We start from the raw sequence: 14303 nt of genomic DNA, 5'->3' as shown, positions 1-14303 counted from the left end.
GGGGCGCGCAGGGCTGTAGTGGTGCCATCGGGTTTTCTCCGGTCGAGGACATGCGGAAAACTATGTCCGCGTGAACTGGCGACTTCGGGCTGGGATCAACTGGTCCGGGCCCGGGTATAGATCAAATTTCCAAAGATGCGGTGCGCGTCGTCCCGTGCGTTGTACGAATCGCCGGGTGAAAGACGGGGTATGCCAGAGGTCCGCCTCATCGCCCTGCGGTCGGCATCGCCAAGGCCGGACTTGGCAAGAGCATTGAAAACGTCAAGTTCAGGGGCTGCCCGCAGGGCAAAAGTATACGGCGCGCCGGCCCCTGCGTCGCCTGATCCGCCAACGCTCGACGCGGGCGCCGTTTCGGCGCAGAAAGGCGCGACGACTATCTGCCAAGACGGGGACAATCGCTCATGAACATCGCCTGCTGGTCCGGACCGCGCAACCTGTCGACCGCGATGATGTATGCCTTCGGGGCCAGGCCGGACTGCGGTGTCTGGGATGAGCCCTTTTACGCGGCTTACCTGTCGCGGACAGGGATCGACCACCCGATGGGCGCCGAAATCATCGCCGAGGGCATCCCCGATCCGGGGGAGGTCGCCCGGCGCTGTGCCGCACCCGCTCCGGGCGGGCAGGCGCATTTCTATCTCAAGCTGATGACCCATCACCACCTCGACGGCGACAGCCTCGACTGGGCCGCTGAGGCGGCGCATGTCTTTCTGATCCGCCACCCGGCCCGCGTTCTGGCCAGCTATGCCGCCAAGCGTGAGAATCCGACCCTTGCAGACATCGGCTTTGCCCAGCAATGCGCGATCTTCGACAGGGTGCGCGCCCGCGGCTGGCGCTATGCGGTGATAGACAGCCACGACATCCGTCGCGCCCCCGAGGCGGCGCTCAGGGCGCTTTGCGCGGCGATCGGTCTGGACTTCGATCCGGCGATGCTGGCCTGGCCTGCCGGGGGCCATGCCGATGACGGCGTCTGGGCAAGCCATTGGTACGACGCGGTCCACCGCTCTACCGGCTTTGCCGGGGCCGAGGCGCCCTTGCCCGCTGTCTCGCCCGGGCTGGCGGCGGTACATGACGCCGCCTTGCCGTATTATCGGCGAATGCGGGCCGAAACCCTGTGCACAAGCGCCTGAAAGCGGCTTGCGCGCAGGCGCCTCGGGCAATAGAAGGTGCCAAATTCGCCGACCAGACGCGCCCCGGTTTCCGGGGCGCTTGAATTCCGAGGGAAGAGACATGCAGGTCACCGAGACGCTGAACGAAGGCCTCAAGCGCGGCTACGCCATCACCGTGACGGCGTCCGAGCTGGACGAGAAAGTCACCGAAAAGCTCAAAGAGGCGCAGCCCGACATCGAGATGAAGGGTTTCCGCAAGGGCAAGGTGCCGCTGCCGCTGCTGAAAAAGCAGTTCGGCCAGCGTGTGCTGGGCGAGACCATGCAGGAAGTGATCGACGGTGCGATGAACCAGCACTTCGAGGAGTCGGGCGATCGCCCGGCGCTGCAGCCCGAGGTCAAGATGACCAACGAGGACTGGAAAGAAGGCGACGACATCCACGTCGAAATGACCTACGAAGCCCTGCCCGAAGTCCCCGAGTTCGACGCCTCCGGCATCGAGCTGGAGCGTCTTGTGGTCAAGGCAGACGACGCTGCCGTTGACGAGGCGCTGGAATCGCTGGCCTCCTCGGCTCAGGACTTCGAGGACAAGGACGGCGCGGCCGAGGACGGCGACCAGGTGGTCATCGATTTCGTCGGCAAGGTCGACGGCGAAGCCTTCGAGGGAGGCGCTGCCGAGGACTATCCGCTGGCTCTGGGCTCCGGCTCGTTCATCCCCGGCTTCGAAGAGCAGCTGGTCGGTGTCTCCGCCGGTGACGAGAAGGCCGTCGAGGTCAAGTTCCCCGAGGAATACGGCGCCGAGCACCTGGCCGGCAAGGACGCGGTCTTTGACGTGACCGTGAAGGCCGTGAAGGCGCCCAAGGCCGCCGAGATCAACGACGAGATGGCCAAGAAATTCGGTGCCGAGGATCTCGAGAGCCTCAAGAACCAGATCCGTGAGCGCCTCGAGGCCGAATATGCCGGCGCCTCGCGCCAGGTGATGAAGCGCGCCATGCTGGACAAGCTGGACGAGATGGTGTCCTTCGAACTGCCGCCGACCCTGGTCGAGGCAGAGGCCAAGCAGATCGCGCATCAGCTGTGGCACGAGGAAAACCCCGACGTCGAGGGCCACGATCACCCCGAGATCGAGCCGACCGAAGAGCACACCAAGCTGGCCGAACGCCGCGTGCGCCTTGGCCTGCTGCTGGCCGAGCTGGGCCAGAAAGCCGAGGTCGAGGTCTCCGAGGCCGAGATGACCCAGGCGATCATGAACCAGGCCCGCCAGTACCCGGGCCAGGAGCGCGAGTTCTTCGAATACGTCCGCCAGAACCCGCAGATGCAGCAGCAGCTGCGCGCGCCGATCTTCGAGGACAAGGTCGTCGACCACATTGCCGAACAGGCTCAGGTGTCCGAAAAGGAAATCACCAAGGACGAGCTGCAGAAAGCCGTCGAAGAGCTGGACGACGAGTGATCGTCAGGCCCTTGCAAGACACGGAAAAGCCGCCCCTCGGGGCGGCTTTTTTCGTTGCGGATCCATAGGATGGGGGGCGCGCCCCCATCCCGACGGGGTCTCAACTTGCCAGAACGTTCCGGAACAGCCAGGGGTCGCTTTCGTCGATGTCCTCGGGGAAATGTTCCCACCGGTCCTGCAGTGGCGTCCAGTCGGAGTAATGCGCCTCGACCGGGCCCAGGTAGGGGCGTTGCACCTCCAAACAGCGGGCGTGGTCCATCTCGTCCGTCTCGACGATGCCCGCGTTCGGGTTCTCCAGCGCCCAGACCATGCCTGCCAGCACCGCAGAGGTCACCTGCAGGCCGGTGGCGTTCTGGTAGGGCGCAAGGTCGCGCGCCTCGTCGTTGGACAGGCGTGAACCGAACCAAAGCGCATTTTTCTCGTGCCCGAATAGCAGCACGCCCAACTCGTCGATCCCTTCGACGATCTCGTCCTCGGTCAGGATGTGATGCTTTTCCTGCTGCTGGCCCGAGCCGAACATCTCGTGCAGCGACAGCACCGCGTCATCGCAGGGGTGATAGGCATAGTGACAGGTCGGGCGGAACTCGGGGTGGGCGCCTTCGCCCACCGTGTAGTAATCCGAAATCGAGATCGCCTCGTTATGGGTGACGAGGAATCCGAACTGCGGGCCGGGCGTGGGGCACCAGGTGTGGACGCGCGTGATGGCGCCGGGCCGTTCCAGCCAGATCCCGGCCTGGCAGCCGCTGTCCTGCCGGTGGCCGTTTTCCGGAAACCAGGTTTCGTGCGTGCCCCAGCCCAGTTCGGCGGGTTGAAAGCCTTCGGCGATGAACCCTTCGACCGACCATGTGTTGACGAAGACATTGCGCGGGCGGGGCAGGCGGCGCGCCTGGGTGTCCCGCTCGGCGATGTGGACGCCCTTGACGCCCAGCGACTGCATCAGCCTGGCCCAGCCGTCGCGGTCCGTGGGCGCCTTGACGTCGCGGCCCGTGTCCTTGGCCAGCGTCAAGAGCGCCTCCTTGACGAACCAGCTGACCATGCCGGGGTTGGCGCCGCAGCAGCTCACCGCCGTGGTGCCGCCTGGATTGGCCGCCTTTTCGTCGCGCACCGCCTGCCGCAGCGCATAGTTGGTGCGCGCCGCGTTGTCGGTGGTGCCAAAGTAGTACCCCTCCCAGGGTTCGACCACGGTGTCGATGTAGGGCACGCCGATCTCGCGGCAGAACTTCATCAGGTCCAGCGAGGAGGTGTCGACCGAGAGGTTGACGCAGAACCCTTGGCCGTCCGGGAACAGCCCGCCTAGAACCTCGCGGTAGTTGTCGGGCGTCAGCGCCACCTGGAGGTGGTTCAGCTTGTGTTGACGAAGGAAGTTGGCCTGTCCGGCGTCCGGTTCGATCACGGTCAGCTTGTCGGCGTCATAGTCGAAATGCCGTTCGATCAGGGGCCAGACGCCCTTGCCGATCGAACCGAAGCCGATGATGACGATGGGGCCGTCGATCCGGCCATAGACGGGGTAGTCCTGGGTCACGCGTGTCTCCTGTCTGGTTGTGTCCAGTCATAGGCGGCTTGCGGCGACAGGGCAAATCCGCAGACGGGGGCAAAGAAAAACCGCGCGGGACGAGACCCGCGCGGTTCGTTGTCGATCAGGGAGCGCAGATCAGCCGATCGCGGCGCCGTCTTCGCGCCACACGGCGATGACCGAGGAGCGCGGCTTGCCTTCGCCGTCGGGCCAGGAGCCACCCGGGTGCTGGATGCCGACAAAGGCCACCTTGCGGTCCTCGGACCAGCACAGGCCGGTCACTTCGGCGCCGTAGGGGGCGGTCAGGAAACGGGCGATTTCACCCGTGTCCGTGTTGCCGACCAGCATCTGGTTGTTGCCCATGCCGGCAAAATCACCCTCGTTGCTGTAGTTGCCATCGGTCTGGATCCAGAGCTGGCCCTTGGTGTCGAAGATCATGCCGTCGGGCGAGTTGAACATGTTGCCCGGGGTGACATTGTCCGAGCCGCCGTAGGCATTGTCATAGATCTCGGGGTTGCCGGCCATGACATAGAGATCCCAGGCAAAGCCGTCTGCACCGTGATCGCCGCCCTCGGGCTGCCAACGCACGATCTGACCATAGTTGTTGGTCTCACGCGGGTTCGGACCGCCAACCGGGGTTTCGTCGCCACCGGCGTTGGGCTTGATGCCGCGATTCTTGTTGTTGGTCAGGGCGCAGTAGGCCTCGGCCTTGAGCGGGTGTGCGGCGATCCATTCCGGACGGTCCATCGTGGTGGCGCCGACCTTGGAGCCGGCGATACGCGCGTGGACGAGGATGTCCTCGATCGGCATGCCGGTGGTTTCCGGGGTCAGGGCCAGCCATTCGCCGGTCTGGTCGTCGTTGAACTTGGCGACATACAGCGTGCCGTCCGACAGCAGGCCGTCGGTGGGCTCACCCTCGGCCCAGGTGCCGTTCGAGACGTATTTGTACATGAACTCGCCGCGTTCGTCGTCGCCCATGTAGACGACGATCCGGCCGTCGGCGGCCTGCACCATCGCGGCGTTCTCGTGCTTGAACCGGCCCAGGGCGGTGTGCTTGACCGGGGTGCTGGTCGGGTCGGCGGGGTCGATTTCCGTCACCCAGCCGTGGCGGTGGGGTTCGTTCGGCTCTTTCGACAGGTCGTAGCGCGGGTCGAACTGTTCGTAGGCATAACGGCCTTCGCCACCGATGCCATAGCGCTTGAAGCCCTCGGTCGCGTCGTACTCGCCGGTCGCACCGAAGTAGCCGTTGAAGTTTTCTTCGCAGGTCAGGTAGGTGTTCCACAGCGTGCGGCCCGAGCCACAGTTGTTCATGGTGCCCAGCGGGCTCATGCCTTCGGGGTCGGCATTCGTCTTGACCAGGTCCGAGCCGGCCACGGGGCCATCCATGACCATCTGGGTGTCATGGTGAATGCGGCGGTTGAAGGGGCTGTCCTTGACCACGGCATACCCGTCGCCGGTGTCGGCCACTTCCATCACGGTCACACCCTGCAAGTGCTTGAGAAGCTGCACTTCCTCTGCGCTCTTGGGCATGCCTTCGCTGGCGGCGGGCAGGTTGATCTTGGGGTTCACGTATTCCGAATTCACCGCGATGACCTGCTTGCCGTCGATGGAGAAGAGTTCCATCCCGTCGGTGTTCTCGCCAAAGACCTTGTCGGCCATTGCGGCGGGCACACCGGTTTCCGGCGAATAGGCGCCGTCGGCCTCGGACCACAGGGCGTCGCCCCAGCGCACCAGCGGCTTCCACTGGTAGCCTGCGGGCACATGGACGTCGAAATCGGTGGCGATGTCGATCGGCTCGAATTCGAAGGCGGCGGCCTGCGCGCGGGCGGAGGTGGCCGAGTTCAGGACGCCGGCGCCGAAGACGGCAGCACCCGAACCGAAGGCCAGCGCACCACCCAGGAAACCGCGGCGCGAGATGGCGCGTTCGACAACGGCGTCAAAGTCGGTCTGGGCAGGGCGCGGGTCGCGCATCTCGTCGAAATCGTCCCAGGACAGATCGACAATGTCAGATTTCTTCATGGCTGGCCTCATATCAGCTTGCATACTTGGCAAAGCCGCTCGCGTGTTGCGGCGGCTTCCAACAGCCTCTGATGTGATCCGGCAACGTGAAATGGGTGTTACGGATTTATGAAGTTTATATGTACCGATGCGGCAAGGCGCTGATAAAAATGAAAAAACCGCGCCGAATGAATTCGGCGCGGTTGAATTTTTGTCCTGCGAAGCGTCGCTGGATCAGTCGTCGTCGCCTTCGGCGGCCTCGTCCGAACGGGCGGGGGCTGTATCGCCGTCGTCGTCGGATGCGGCGCTGCCGATGTCGTCGAACAGCTGGCTGACCTCGAATTCGGCCTGGGCCTCTTCCTCGGCGGCCAGGTCCTGGATCGACTTGCCCGATTCCTGCAGTTCGGCCTCTTCGGGCGAACGTGCGACGTTCAGCGTGATGACGACCATCACCTCGGGGTGCAGGTGCACCTCGACTTCGTGCAGGCCCAGTTCCTTGATCGGCTGGCGGATGATCACCTGCTTGCGGTCGATCGAGAAGCCGTTCTCGCTGGCCACGTTCGCCGCGTCACGGGTGGTGACGGAGCCGTAGAGGTTGCCACCGTCCGATGCCGAGCGAATCACGACGAACTTCTGTCCGTCCAGGCGTTCGCCCAGGGCTTCGGCTTCTTTGCGGGTCTCGAGGTTGCGCGCCTCGAGCTGAGCTTTCTGCTCTTCGAACTGCGCGATGTTCTCTTTCGAGGCGGTCAGCGCCTTGCCCTGAAGCAGCAGGTAGTTGCGTGCGAAACCGGGCTTGACGTCGACGACGTCGCCCATCTGGCCCAGCTTGGCCACACGTTCGAGAAGGATGACTTGCATGATGCGGACTCCTTACTTCACGGCGTAGGGCAGCAGGGCGAGGAAGCGGGCGCGCTTGATGGCGCGGGCCAGTTCACGCTGCTTCTTTGCCGAAACGGCGGTGATACGGGACGGGACGATCTTGCCGCGTTCGCTGACGTAGCGCTGCAGCAGGCGGGTGTCCTTGTAGTCGATCTTGGGTGCGTTGTCGCCCGAGAAGGGGCAGACCTTGCGGCGGCGGAAAAACGGTTTTGCAGCCATGAGTTATCTCCTCTTCTTCAGGTATCAGTCGCGGTTGCGGCGCTCACGGCGGCCGTCGCGCTCATCACGTTTCTGCATCTGGATCGAGGGGCCTTCGTCGTGGCCGTCGACCTTGATGGTGAGAACGCGCATGACGTCGTCGTGCAGGCGCATCAGGCGTTCCATTTCCTGAATGGCCGTCGCGGGTGCGTCGGTCTTGAGGAAGGCGTAGTGGCCCTTGCGGTTCTTGTTGATCTTGTAGGCCATCGTCTTGACGCCCCAGTACTCGCTGTCGACGACCTTGCCGCCATTGTCCGCGAGAACGGTGCTGAAATGTTCGACAAGGCCTTCAGCCTGCGCGTTGGACAGATCCTGACGCGAGATGAATACATGCTCGTAAAGCGGCATGTGCACTCCATTTCTATCATGGCGCATTTCATAGGGCAGGGGCCTGATCCCTTCGCGCCCTGCCCACGAGAGACTGCGCGGGTAAACGTCGTTGCGAAGAGAGCGCTCCGTATACACGGATCAGGGCGTGGCGCAAGGGGGCGCGCGGTCCTCGGATTTTCCTCGGCGGCGCCGCATTCCGGGCACAATCGAGCGGTTAACCTGTCGTTAACCAACAATCGGAGCGCACCAAATGGCCCTGACAGACTTCAATGCTTCCCAGGCTCTTGGGTCCACCTTTTCCCTGCCGCGCCTGTCCGAGGGCATGATGCGCCGGATCGCGGGCTCCGTGCTGGCGCTGGCCGCCTACCTGATCTGGGTCATGCCGATGGGGCTGGATGCGCCGATCCTGATGCCGTTCAAGCTGGCCTTGTCCTGCCTGATGCTGAGCGGGGGCTTGGGCATGTCGCTGCGCCTGCGCGGCGAGGACGGCTGATCCCGGCGGGTCAGTCCCGCCTCCTCAGGTGATTGCGCAAGCCTCCGCGGGCTAGTAAGGCAGGCGGACGCAATTTCACGGTGAGGAGAGGGGCATGAGCCGCGCATTCATCTTTCCCGGGCAGGGCGCCCAGACCATCGGCATGGGCCGCGACCTGGCCGAGGCCTATCCGGCGGCCCGCGCCGTCTTTGACGAGGTCGACGAGGCGCTGGGGGAGAAACTCTCGGCTCTGGTCTGGGACGGCGAGATCGAGACCCTGACCCTGACCCAGAACGCCCAGCCCGCGTTGATGGCCACCTCGATGGCGGCCATGCGCGCGCTCGAAGCAGAGGGTGTGGGCATCGACAAGGCGGCCTTTGTCGCCGGGCACTCGTTGGGGGAATATTCCGCACTGACCGCCGCAGGGGCACTGACCGTGGCCGATGCCGCGCGTCTGCTGCGCAAGCGCGGGCAGGCCATGCAGGCCGCCGTGCCGGTGGGCGAGGGCGCCATGGCGGCCCTCTTGGGCCTTGACCTGGACGCGGTGCGCAAGGTCGCCGAAGAGGCCGCGCAGGGCGATGTCGTCGCCGCCGCCAATGACAACGATCCCGGTCAGGTGGTGATTTCCGGCCAGAAGGGCGCCGTTGAACGCGCGGTCGAGATCGCCAAGGGGGCCGGTGCCAAGCGCGCGGTCATGCTGCCCGTCTCCGCCCCATTCCACTGTGCCCTGATGCAGCCCGCCGCCGAGGAAATGGCAAAGGCATTGGCCGAGGTCACGATCCAGGCACCCGCCGTTCCGGTGGTCTCGAACGTCGAGGCGGCGCCGGTGAGCGACCCCGATCGCATCCGCGCCCTGCTGGAGGCGCAGATCTGCGGCGCGGTCCGCTGGCGCGAATCCGTGGCCCGCATGGTCGAGGACGGGGTCGAGGAGTTCTGGGAAATCGGTGCGGGCAAGGCCCTGTCGGGCATGGTGCGCCGCATTCACCGCCCGGCGGCCGTGCGCAACATCGGCACGCCGGCGGATGTGACCGCCGCCGTCGAGGCCGCGCAGGGCTGAGGCCCGGACCAAGGAATGACAGGAGAGGAAGCAAGCATGTTCGATCTGACGGGAAAATCCGCGTTGATCACCGGGGCCTCGGGCGGCATCGGCGGGGCCATTGCCAAGGCGCTGCATGGCGCGGGCGCCAACGTGGGCCTGTCGGGCACCCGCGTCGAGCCGCTGGAGGCGCTGGCCGCGGAACTGGGTGAACGCGCCTTCGTGCTGCCCTGCAAGCTGGATGACGCCGAGGCCGTCGCTGCACTGCCGAAACAGGCCGCCGAGGCGATGGGCAGCGTCGACATCCTGGTGAACAACGCCGGGATCACCCGCGACAACCTGTTCATGCGCATGTCGGACGACGAATGGCAAAGCGTGCTGGACGTGAACCTGACCGCCACTTTCAAGCTCTGCAAGGGCGTGATGCGCGGCATGATGAAATCGCGTTGGGGCCGGATTGTAAATATCTCCTCCGTCGTGGGGGCCACCGGCAACCCCGGGCAGGGCAACTATGCCGCCGCCAAGGCGGGCATGGTGGGGATGTCCAAGTCGCTGGCCTACGAGGTCGCCAGCCGCGGCATCACCGTGAACGCCGTCGCGCCGGGCTTTATCGAGACCGCGATGACCGACAAGCTGACCGACGACCAGAAGAGCGCGATCCTGACGCAGATTCCCACCGGGCGCATGGGCACGCCCGAAGAGATCGCCGCCAGCGTGCTCTATCTTGCCAGCCCCGAGGCCGCTTACGTTACGGGGACCACGTTGCACGTCAACGGTGGCATGGCCATGTTGTAGGCGCCAGAGCCTGTTGCGCTGCGGCGTGGGAAAGCGTTTGCCATCCCCGCCGCCTGTGCTATAGGCCGCGCAGATTTTCGGACGGTTGCGTGCCATGGTACGCATCCGGCCCACCCGGGGTGCCGGGGGATCGAGCCGCCCGTCAGGGCAAAAAGACGCCACGCCACGGGCAGGGCAGAATGGGCGAAATGCCCGACAGACTTGTGAGGAAGAGACATGAGCGACATCGCAGATCGCGTGAAGAAGATTGTGGTCGAGCACCTGAGCGTCGAAGAAGAAAAGGTGACCGAATCCGCCTCGTTCATCGACGATCTGGGCGCCGACAGCCTGGACACCGTGGAACTGGTGATGGCCTTCGAAGAAGAGTTCGGCATCGAGATCCCCGACGACGCGGCCGAAACCATCCAGACCTTCGGCGACGCGGTCAAGTTCATCTCGGACGCGCAGTAAGCCGCTCTTTTCACCTGTTCGGGTGAGGATGGAACGGCGTGCCTTTCTGGCGCGCCGTTTTTTCTGTTGTTTGATCCCGACCCGGCAATGACGCCGCGTATACAGTGACAAGGTAGCCCGCCCCGTGCTCTTCATCACGATCTGGCCGCTCTTTGCCCTGATCTGCCTGGGCTTTGTCCTGGCGCGCAAGGGCTTCCCGGACGCGGGCTTCTGGCCCGCGGCGGAACGGATCAACTATTTCCTGCTGTTCCCGGCGCTGCTGGTCTCAAGCCTCGTCGACGCGCCTCTGGGCGATCCGCAGATCCTGCGGCTGGGCGCGGCGGCGCTGGTGACGATCCTGCTGGCTTCGCTCGGGCTTGCCTTGGCGCGGCGGATCTTTTCGGCGCCCTCGGCCCGGTTTGGGCCTGCGCTGCAGGGGACGGTCCGGTTCAACACCTACCTCGGCCTTGCCGTCACGGCGAGCCTTGCCGGAGATGTCGGCATCGAACGGGCGGCGGTCTACCTTGCGATCTGCGTGCCAGTGGTCAACGTGCTGTCGATCATGGCGCTGAGCGAACGCGACGTGCTGAGCCGTCCCGGCGCTCTGGTCCGGACGATGCTGAAGAACCCGCTGATCCTGGCCTGTCTTGTGGGGATCGCGCTGGCGCTGCTGGGCCTGGGCCTGCCCTTTGGCATCGGCACCTTCCTGGAGCTGCTGGCGCGGGGCAGCCTGCCGCTGGGCCTGCTTTGCGTGGGGGCGGCGCTGCAACCGCGCGCGTTGGGGCGGGACGGGCTGGTGGTGGGCGGCAACGCCGCGCTGCGCCTTCTGGGCATGCCGGTACTGGCGGCGGGCGTGGCGCTGGTCTTTGGCCTCGGCGGGGTCGAGGCGCTGGTTCTGGTGGTCTTTTCCGCCATCCCCACGGCGCCCACGGCCTATGTGCTGACGCGGCAACTGGGCGGGGACGGCACTCTGATGGCCGGACTGGTCACGGCACAGACGCTGGCCGCCATCGTGACGATTCCCCTGGTGCTGCTGGTGCTGGGCTACGGCTGAGCGTCAGCCTTTCTGCGCCTTTTCCACCGCCTTGGCCGCGTCCCAGAGCGAATCCATTTCTTGCAGGTCGCTGTCCTCAGGGCGGCGCCCCTGTTCCGCCAGGGCCGCCTCGATGGCGCGGAACCTGCGGGTGAACTTGGCATTCGCGGCCCGCAGCGCCGCCTCCGGGTCGATTCCCATGTGGCGGCCAAGGTTGGCCATGACGAACAGCAGGTCGCCGAACTCCTCGAAACGATGGGCGTCATCCTCGGCCTGGCGCAACTCGTCCATCTCTTCGCGCAGCTTGTCCATGACCTCGTCCGTGGTGGGCCAGTCGAACCCCACGCGCGCCGCCCGCTTTTGCAGTTTGACTGCGCGCAACAGCGCCGGCAGGCCAAGCGCCACCCCGTCCAGCACCCCGCTTTCGGCCTTGGCGGCGCGCTCTGCGGCCTTGATCGTCTCCCAGTCGCGGGTCTGCTGGTCGGCGCTCTTGTCCCGGCTCTCATCGCCGAAGACATGCGGATGCCGCGCCACCATCTTGTCCGACATGCCGTCGGCGACCTCGTCGAAGGTGAAGAGCCCGGCCTCTGCGGCCATCTGCGCGTGAAAGACCGACTGGAACAGCAGGTCGCCCAGCTCTCCCTTCAGCTCGTCCCAGGCCTCGCGCTCGATCGCGTCGGACACCTCGTAGGCCTCTTCGATCGTGTAGGGCGCGATGGTCGCGAAGGTCTGCTCCAGGTCCCAGGGACAGCCCGTTTCCGGATCACGCAGCTGCCGCATGATTTCCAGCAGGCGGGGCATTCCGCCCCTGGGGTCATGGATCAGGTCCTTGTTCATCGCGCCTTGCCTCCGAGCTTCGGCTCAAGGGATGCAGGAAGGCGGCACGGGAGTCCAGCAACCGGGCGCGCGGCCTCGGCGGTTCAGCCTGCCACGCGCACGATGTTGCGGGAGTCGAGGTCGATTTCGGTCAGGAACGCCTTGTAGTCCTCTGTGTCGTTCAGCGCGGCGTAGGTCTTTTCGATGGCATCCATCGATGGATAGCCCGTCGCCATCAGACGGTGCCCGGTGGCGGACCCTGTCATGATCGTGAAATGGCGTATGGCCATCGCACCGTTCTGCCGCATGAGCGGAGCAACCCGCCCGATCCGCTCGGACTGCGGCGTCGGAGAGGCCCAGCGGGTCAGGACACCGTAGGCTGGAACCTCAGTTGGCTGCTCGTCAACGCCGATATCCTCGCTTTTCAGGATGTTGCGCAGCACCACGCGAACCTTGCCACTGCCGACGATCTTGTCGTAGGCGGCCGAGGTGCCATAGACGTCGAAGGCCTTTCCGATGCCGCTCATGTCGCTGTAGCCCTGCAGCAGAACGAGATGCCCGGCATGATCGCCCGTGGCAATGACCCCGTACCGGGTCATCAGGGCACCGGCCCCGGATTTCAGATCGTCACACAATCCGCCAAGGTGACCCAGCGCGTCGGACAGGAAAGCGGTGTCGCAACGGGCGACGGTAATCATGGAGTAAGATGTATTCGACATGGTGATTATCCCCCCAATGAAAAAACGCCAACCAAAGGTTGACGCAACGTAATGATAGCACGCGGCGCGTCTTTCCCGCAGCGTTTTCGGTGCCGGGGATGTATGCCAGCCAGTGCGCCGCAACGCGTCACGGAATCCGCCTCGGAAAGAAGATCATGGCCGTCATCAATTCCATCGCTGCCGCCGCCGAAGAGATGTCTGGCTGGCGCCGCCATATCCATGCGCATCCGGAACTGTGCCTGGAGTGTCACGAAACGGCACGCTTTGTCGTCGCGCGCCTGCGCGAGATGGGCATCACGGACATCCACGAAGGCATTGCAGAGAGTGGCGTCGTGGCGGTGATCGACGGGCAGGGGCCGGGGCCGGTGACCGGCCTGCGCGCCGACATGGACGCCCTGCCCATGCAGGAGGAAACCGGCGCCCCGTGGGCCAGTACCGTGCCGGGGCGGATGCACGCCTGCGGCCACGACGGGCATACGGCGATGCTGCTGGGCGCGGCGAACTACCTGTCCGACACGCGACGTTTCACAGGGCGCGTCGTGCTGATCTTTCAACCGGCCGAGGAAAGCGTCGGTGGCGGGCGGATCATGGTCGAAGAGGGGATCATGGACCGTTTCGGCGTCGAGGAGGTCTATGCCCTGCACACCGATCCCTTCGGAGAGCTTGGAGAGTTCAGGACCTGCCCCGGGCCGATCATGGGGGCGGTGGATGATTTCACCCTGCGCATCCGGGGTCAGGGCGGCCATGCGGCCTATCCCCAGACCTGCCGCGACCCGATGCCGGCCGCCCTTGCCATCGGCCAGGCGCTGCAGACCGTAGTCTCGCGCAATACCGATCCGCTGGGCGCGCTGGTTGTCTCGCTGACCATGTTCCACGGAGGCAGCGCCCCGAACATCATCCCCGAGGAGGTCACCCTGGGCGGCACCGTGCGCAGCCTCGCTCCGCAGGTGCGCGACATGGCCGAAGGCCGCATCCGGCAGATCGCGACCAGTGTCGCTGAGGGTTACGGCGTCGAGGGGATTCTGGACTACCGGCGCAGCTATCCGCCGACCATCAACCACGAAGACCAGACCCGCTTTGCCGTGGACATCGCGCGCGAGGTCTCGTCGCGCGTCGTCGACGACCTGCCGCCGGAAATGGGGGCAGAGGATTTCTCCTACATGCTGGAGGCGCGTCCGGGCGCGTTTCTGTTCCTTGGCCAGGGGATAGGTCCGTCGGCGCATCATCCGGCCTTCGACTTCAATGATGCGGTGGCCCCCATCGGCGCCAGTTTCTTTGCCCGGCTGATCGAGAAACGGCACGCTTTGGGGTAAACCCTGCGCCATTTCGAGTATTTTCAGAGAGAAGAAACAAGGCGCGTTCCTTCGGCTTCTTCTCTCGAAAAATACTCATTTTCAATTCGGGCAAACCCTGCGCCGTCCTGCCCCTTTTCAATGCCGCGCCAAGCGGGCAGTCTGCGGCCCAAAGGAGAC

General features: G+C 65.1%; 15 protein-coding genes. 8 read left to right on the top strand and 7 right to left on the bottom strand.

The features are described 5' to 3' along the window. Positions 1-401 precede the first annotated feature (401 nt). Entirely contained in the window at positions 402-1127 is a 726-nt protein-coding gene (locus tag RBB42_RS05250; RefSeq protein ID WP_305968462.1) for a sulfotransferase-like domain-containing protein, read from the top strand. A 100-nt stretch (positions 1128-1227) separates the two neighbouring features. Then, positions 1228-2553, top strand: coding sequence for a trigger factor (gene tig / locus RBB42_RS05245; protein WP_305968461.1), 1326 nt, complete (start codon positions 1228-1230; stop codon positions 2551-2553). Between the two features lie 100 nt (positions 2554-2653). Here tig and RBB42_RS05240 read toward each other — a convergent pair whose 3' ends face one another. The 5 genes from RBB42_RS05240 to rpsF all read right to left on the bottom strand — a co-directional run bounded on the left by RBB42_RS05240 (position 2654) and on the right by rpsF (position 7549). After that, positions 2654-4075, bottom strand: coding sequence for a homospermidine synthase (locus tag RBB42_RS05240; RefSeq protein ID WP_305968460.1), 1422 nt, complete (start codon positions 4073-4075; stop codon positions 2654-2656). A 129-nt stretch (positions 4076-4204) separates the two neighbouring features. Beyond that, complete coding sequence (locus RBB42_RS05235) at positions 4205-6085, bottom strand: PhoX family protein (protein ID WP_305968459.1); 1881 nt, start codon at positions 6083-6085, stop codon at positions 4205-4207. Between the two features lie 213 nt (positions 6086-6298). Next, on the bottom strand, positions 6299-6922 hold the full coding sequence (gene rplI, locus RBB42_RS05230) for a 50S ribosomal protein L9 (protein WP_305968458.1): 624 nt from the start codon (positions 6920-6922) through the stop codon (positions 6299-6301). 12 nt (positions 6923-6934) lie between these two features. Beyond that, the gene (gene rpsR, locus RBB42_RS05225) at positions 6935-7162 is read right to left on the bottom strand and encodes a 30S ribosomal protein S18 (RefSeq protein WP_058310770.1); all 228 of its coding nucleotides are present in this window, start codon (positions 7160-7162) and stop codon (positions 6935-6937) included. A gap of 24 nt (positions 7163-7186) precedes the next feature. Continuing rightward, positions 7187-7549, bottom strand: coding sequence for a 30S ribosomal protein S6 (rpsF, locus tag RBB42_RS05220; RefSeq protein WP_305968457.1), 363 nt, complete (start codon positions 7547-7549; stop codon positions 7187-7189). Positions 7550-7781: 232 nt separating this feature from the next. On the opposite strand from rpsF, the gene RBB42_RS05215 reads away from it, so the two are divergent. The 5 genes from RBB42_RS05215 to RBB42_RS05195 all read left to right on the top strand — a co-directional run bounded on the left by RBB42_RS05215 (position 7782) and on the right by RBB42_RS05195 (position 11317). Beyond that, positions 7782-8024, top strand: coding sequence for a hypothetical protein (locus tag RBB42_RS05215; protein ID WP_305968456.1), 243 nt, complete (start codon positions 7782-7784; stop codon positions 8022-8024). 94 nt (positions 8025-8118) lie between these two features. Continuing rightward, entirely contained in the window at positions 8119-9060 is a 942-nt protein-coding gene (fabD, locus tag RBB42_RS05210; protein WP_305968455.1) for an ACP S-malonyltransferase, read from the top strand. A gap of 36 nt (positions 9061-9096) precedes the next feature. Continuing rightward, positions 9097-9834 (top strand): 3-oxoacyl-ACP reductase FabG, encoded by a 738-nt coding sequence (gene fabG / locus RBB42_RS05205; protein ID WP_305968454.1) that lies wholly within the window; start codon positions 9097-9099, stop codon positions 9832-9834. 216 nt (positions 9835-10050) lie between these two features. Then, on the top strand, positions 10051-10284 hold the full coding sequence (locus tag RBB42_RS05200; RefSeq protein ID WP_043143437.1) for an acyl carrier protein: 234 nt from the start codon (positions 10051-10053) through the stop codon (positions 10282-10284). 124 nt (positions 10285-10408) lie between these two features. Next, positions 10409-11317 (top strand): AEC family transporter, encoded by a 909-nt coding sequence (locus tag RBB42_RS05195; protein WP_305968453.1) that lies wholly within the window; start codon positions 10409-10411, stop codon positions 11315-11317. Between the two features lie 3 nt (positions 11318-11320). Here RBB42_RS05195 and mazG read toward each other — a convergent pair whose 3' ends face one another. Continuing rightward, positions 11321-12133, bottom strand: coding sequence for a nucleoside triphosphate pyrophosphohydrolase (gene mazG, locus RBB42_RS05190; protein WP_305968452.1), 813 nt, complete (start codon positions 12131-12133; stop codon positions 11321-11323). A gap of 83 nt (positions 12134-12216) precedes the next feature. Beyond that, complete coding sequence (locus RBB42_RS05185) at positions 12217-12831, bottom strand: DUF6854 domain-containing protein (RefSeq protein ID WP_305968451.1); 615 nt, start codon at positions 12829-12831, stop codon at positions 12217-12219. Positions 12832-12986: 155 nt separating this feature from the next. On the opposite strand from RBB42_RS05185, the gene RBB42_RS05180 reads away from it, so the two are divergent. Further along, positions 12987-14144, top strand: coding sequence for a M20 aminoacylase family protein (locus RBB42_RS05180; protein WP_305968450.1), 1158 nt, complete (start codon positions 12987-12989; stop codon positions 14142-14144). Positions 14145-14303 lie beyond the last annotated feature (159 nt).

This window comes from Mameliella sp. MMSF_3455 (assembly GCF_030733205.1).
Lineage (GTDB): Bacteria > Pseudomonadota > Alphaproteobacteria > Rhodobacterales > Rhodobacteraceae > Antarctobacter.
The sequence above is the reverse complement of the archived record's forward strand: the minus strand, read 5'-3'. Positions and strand labels throughout refer to the sequence as shown.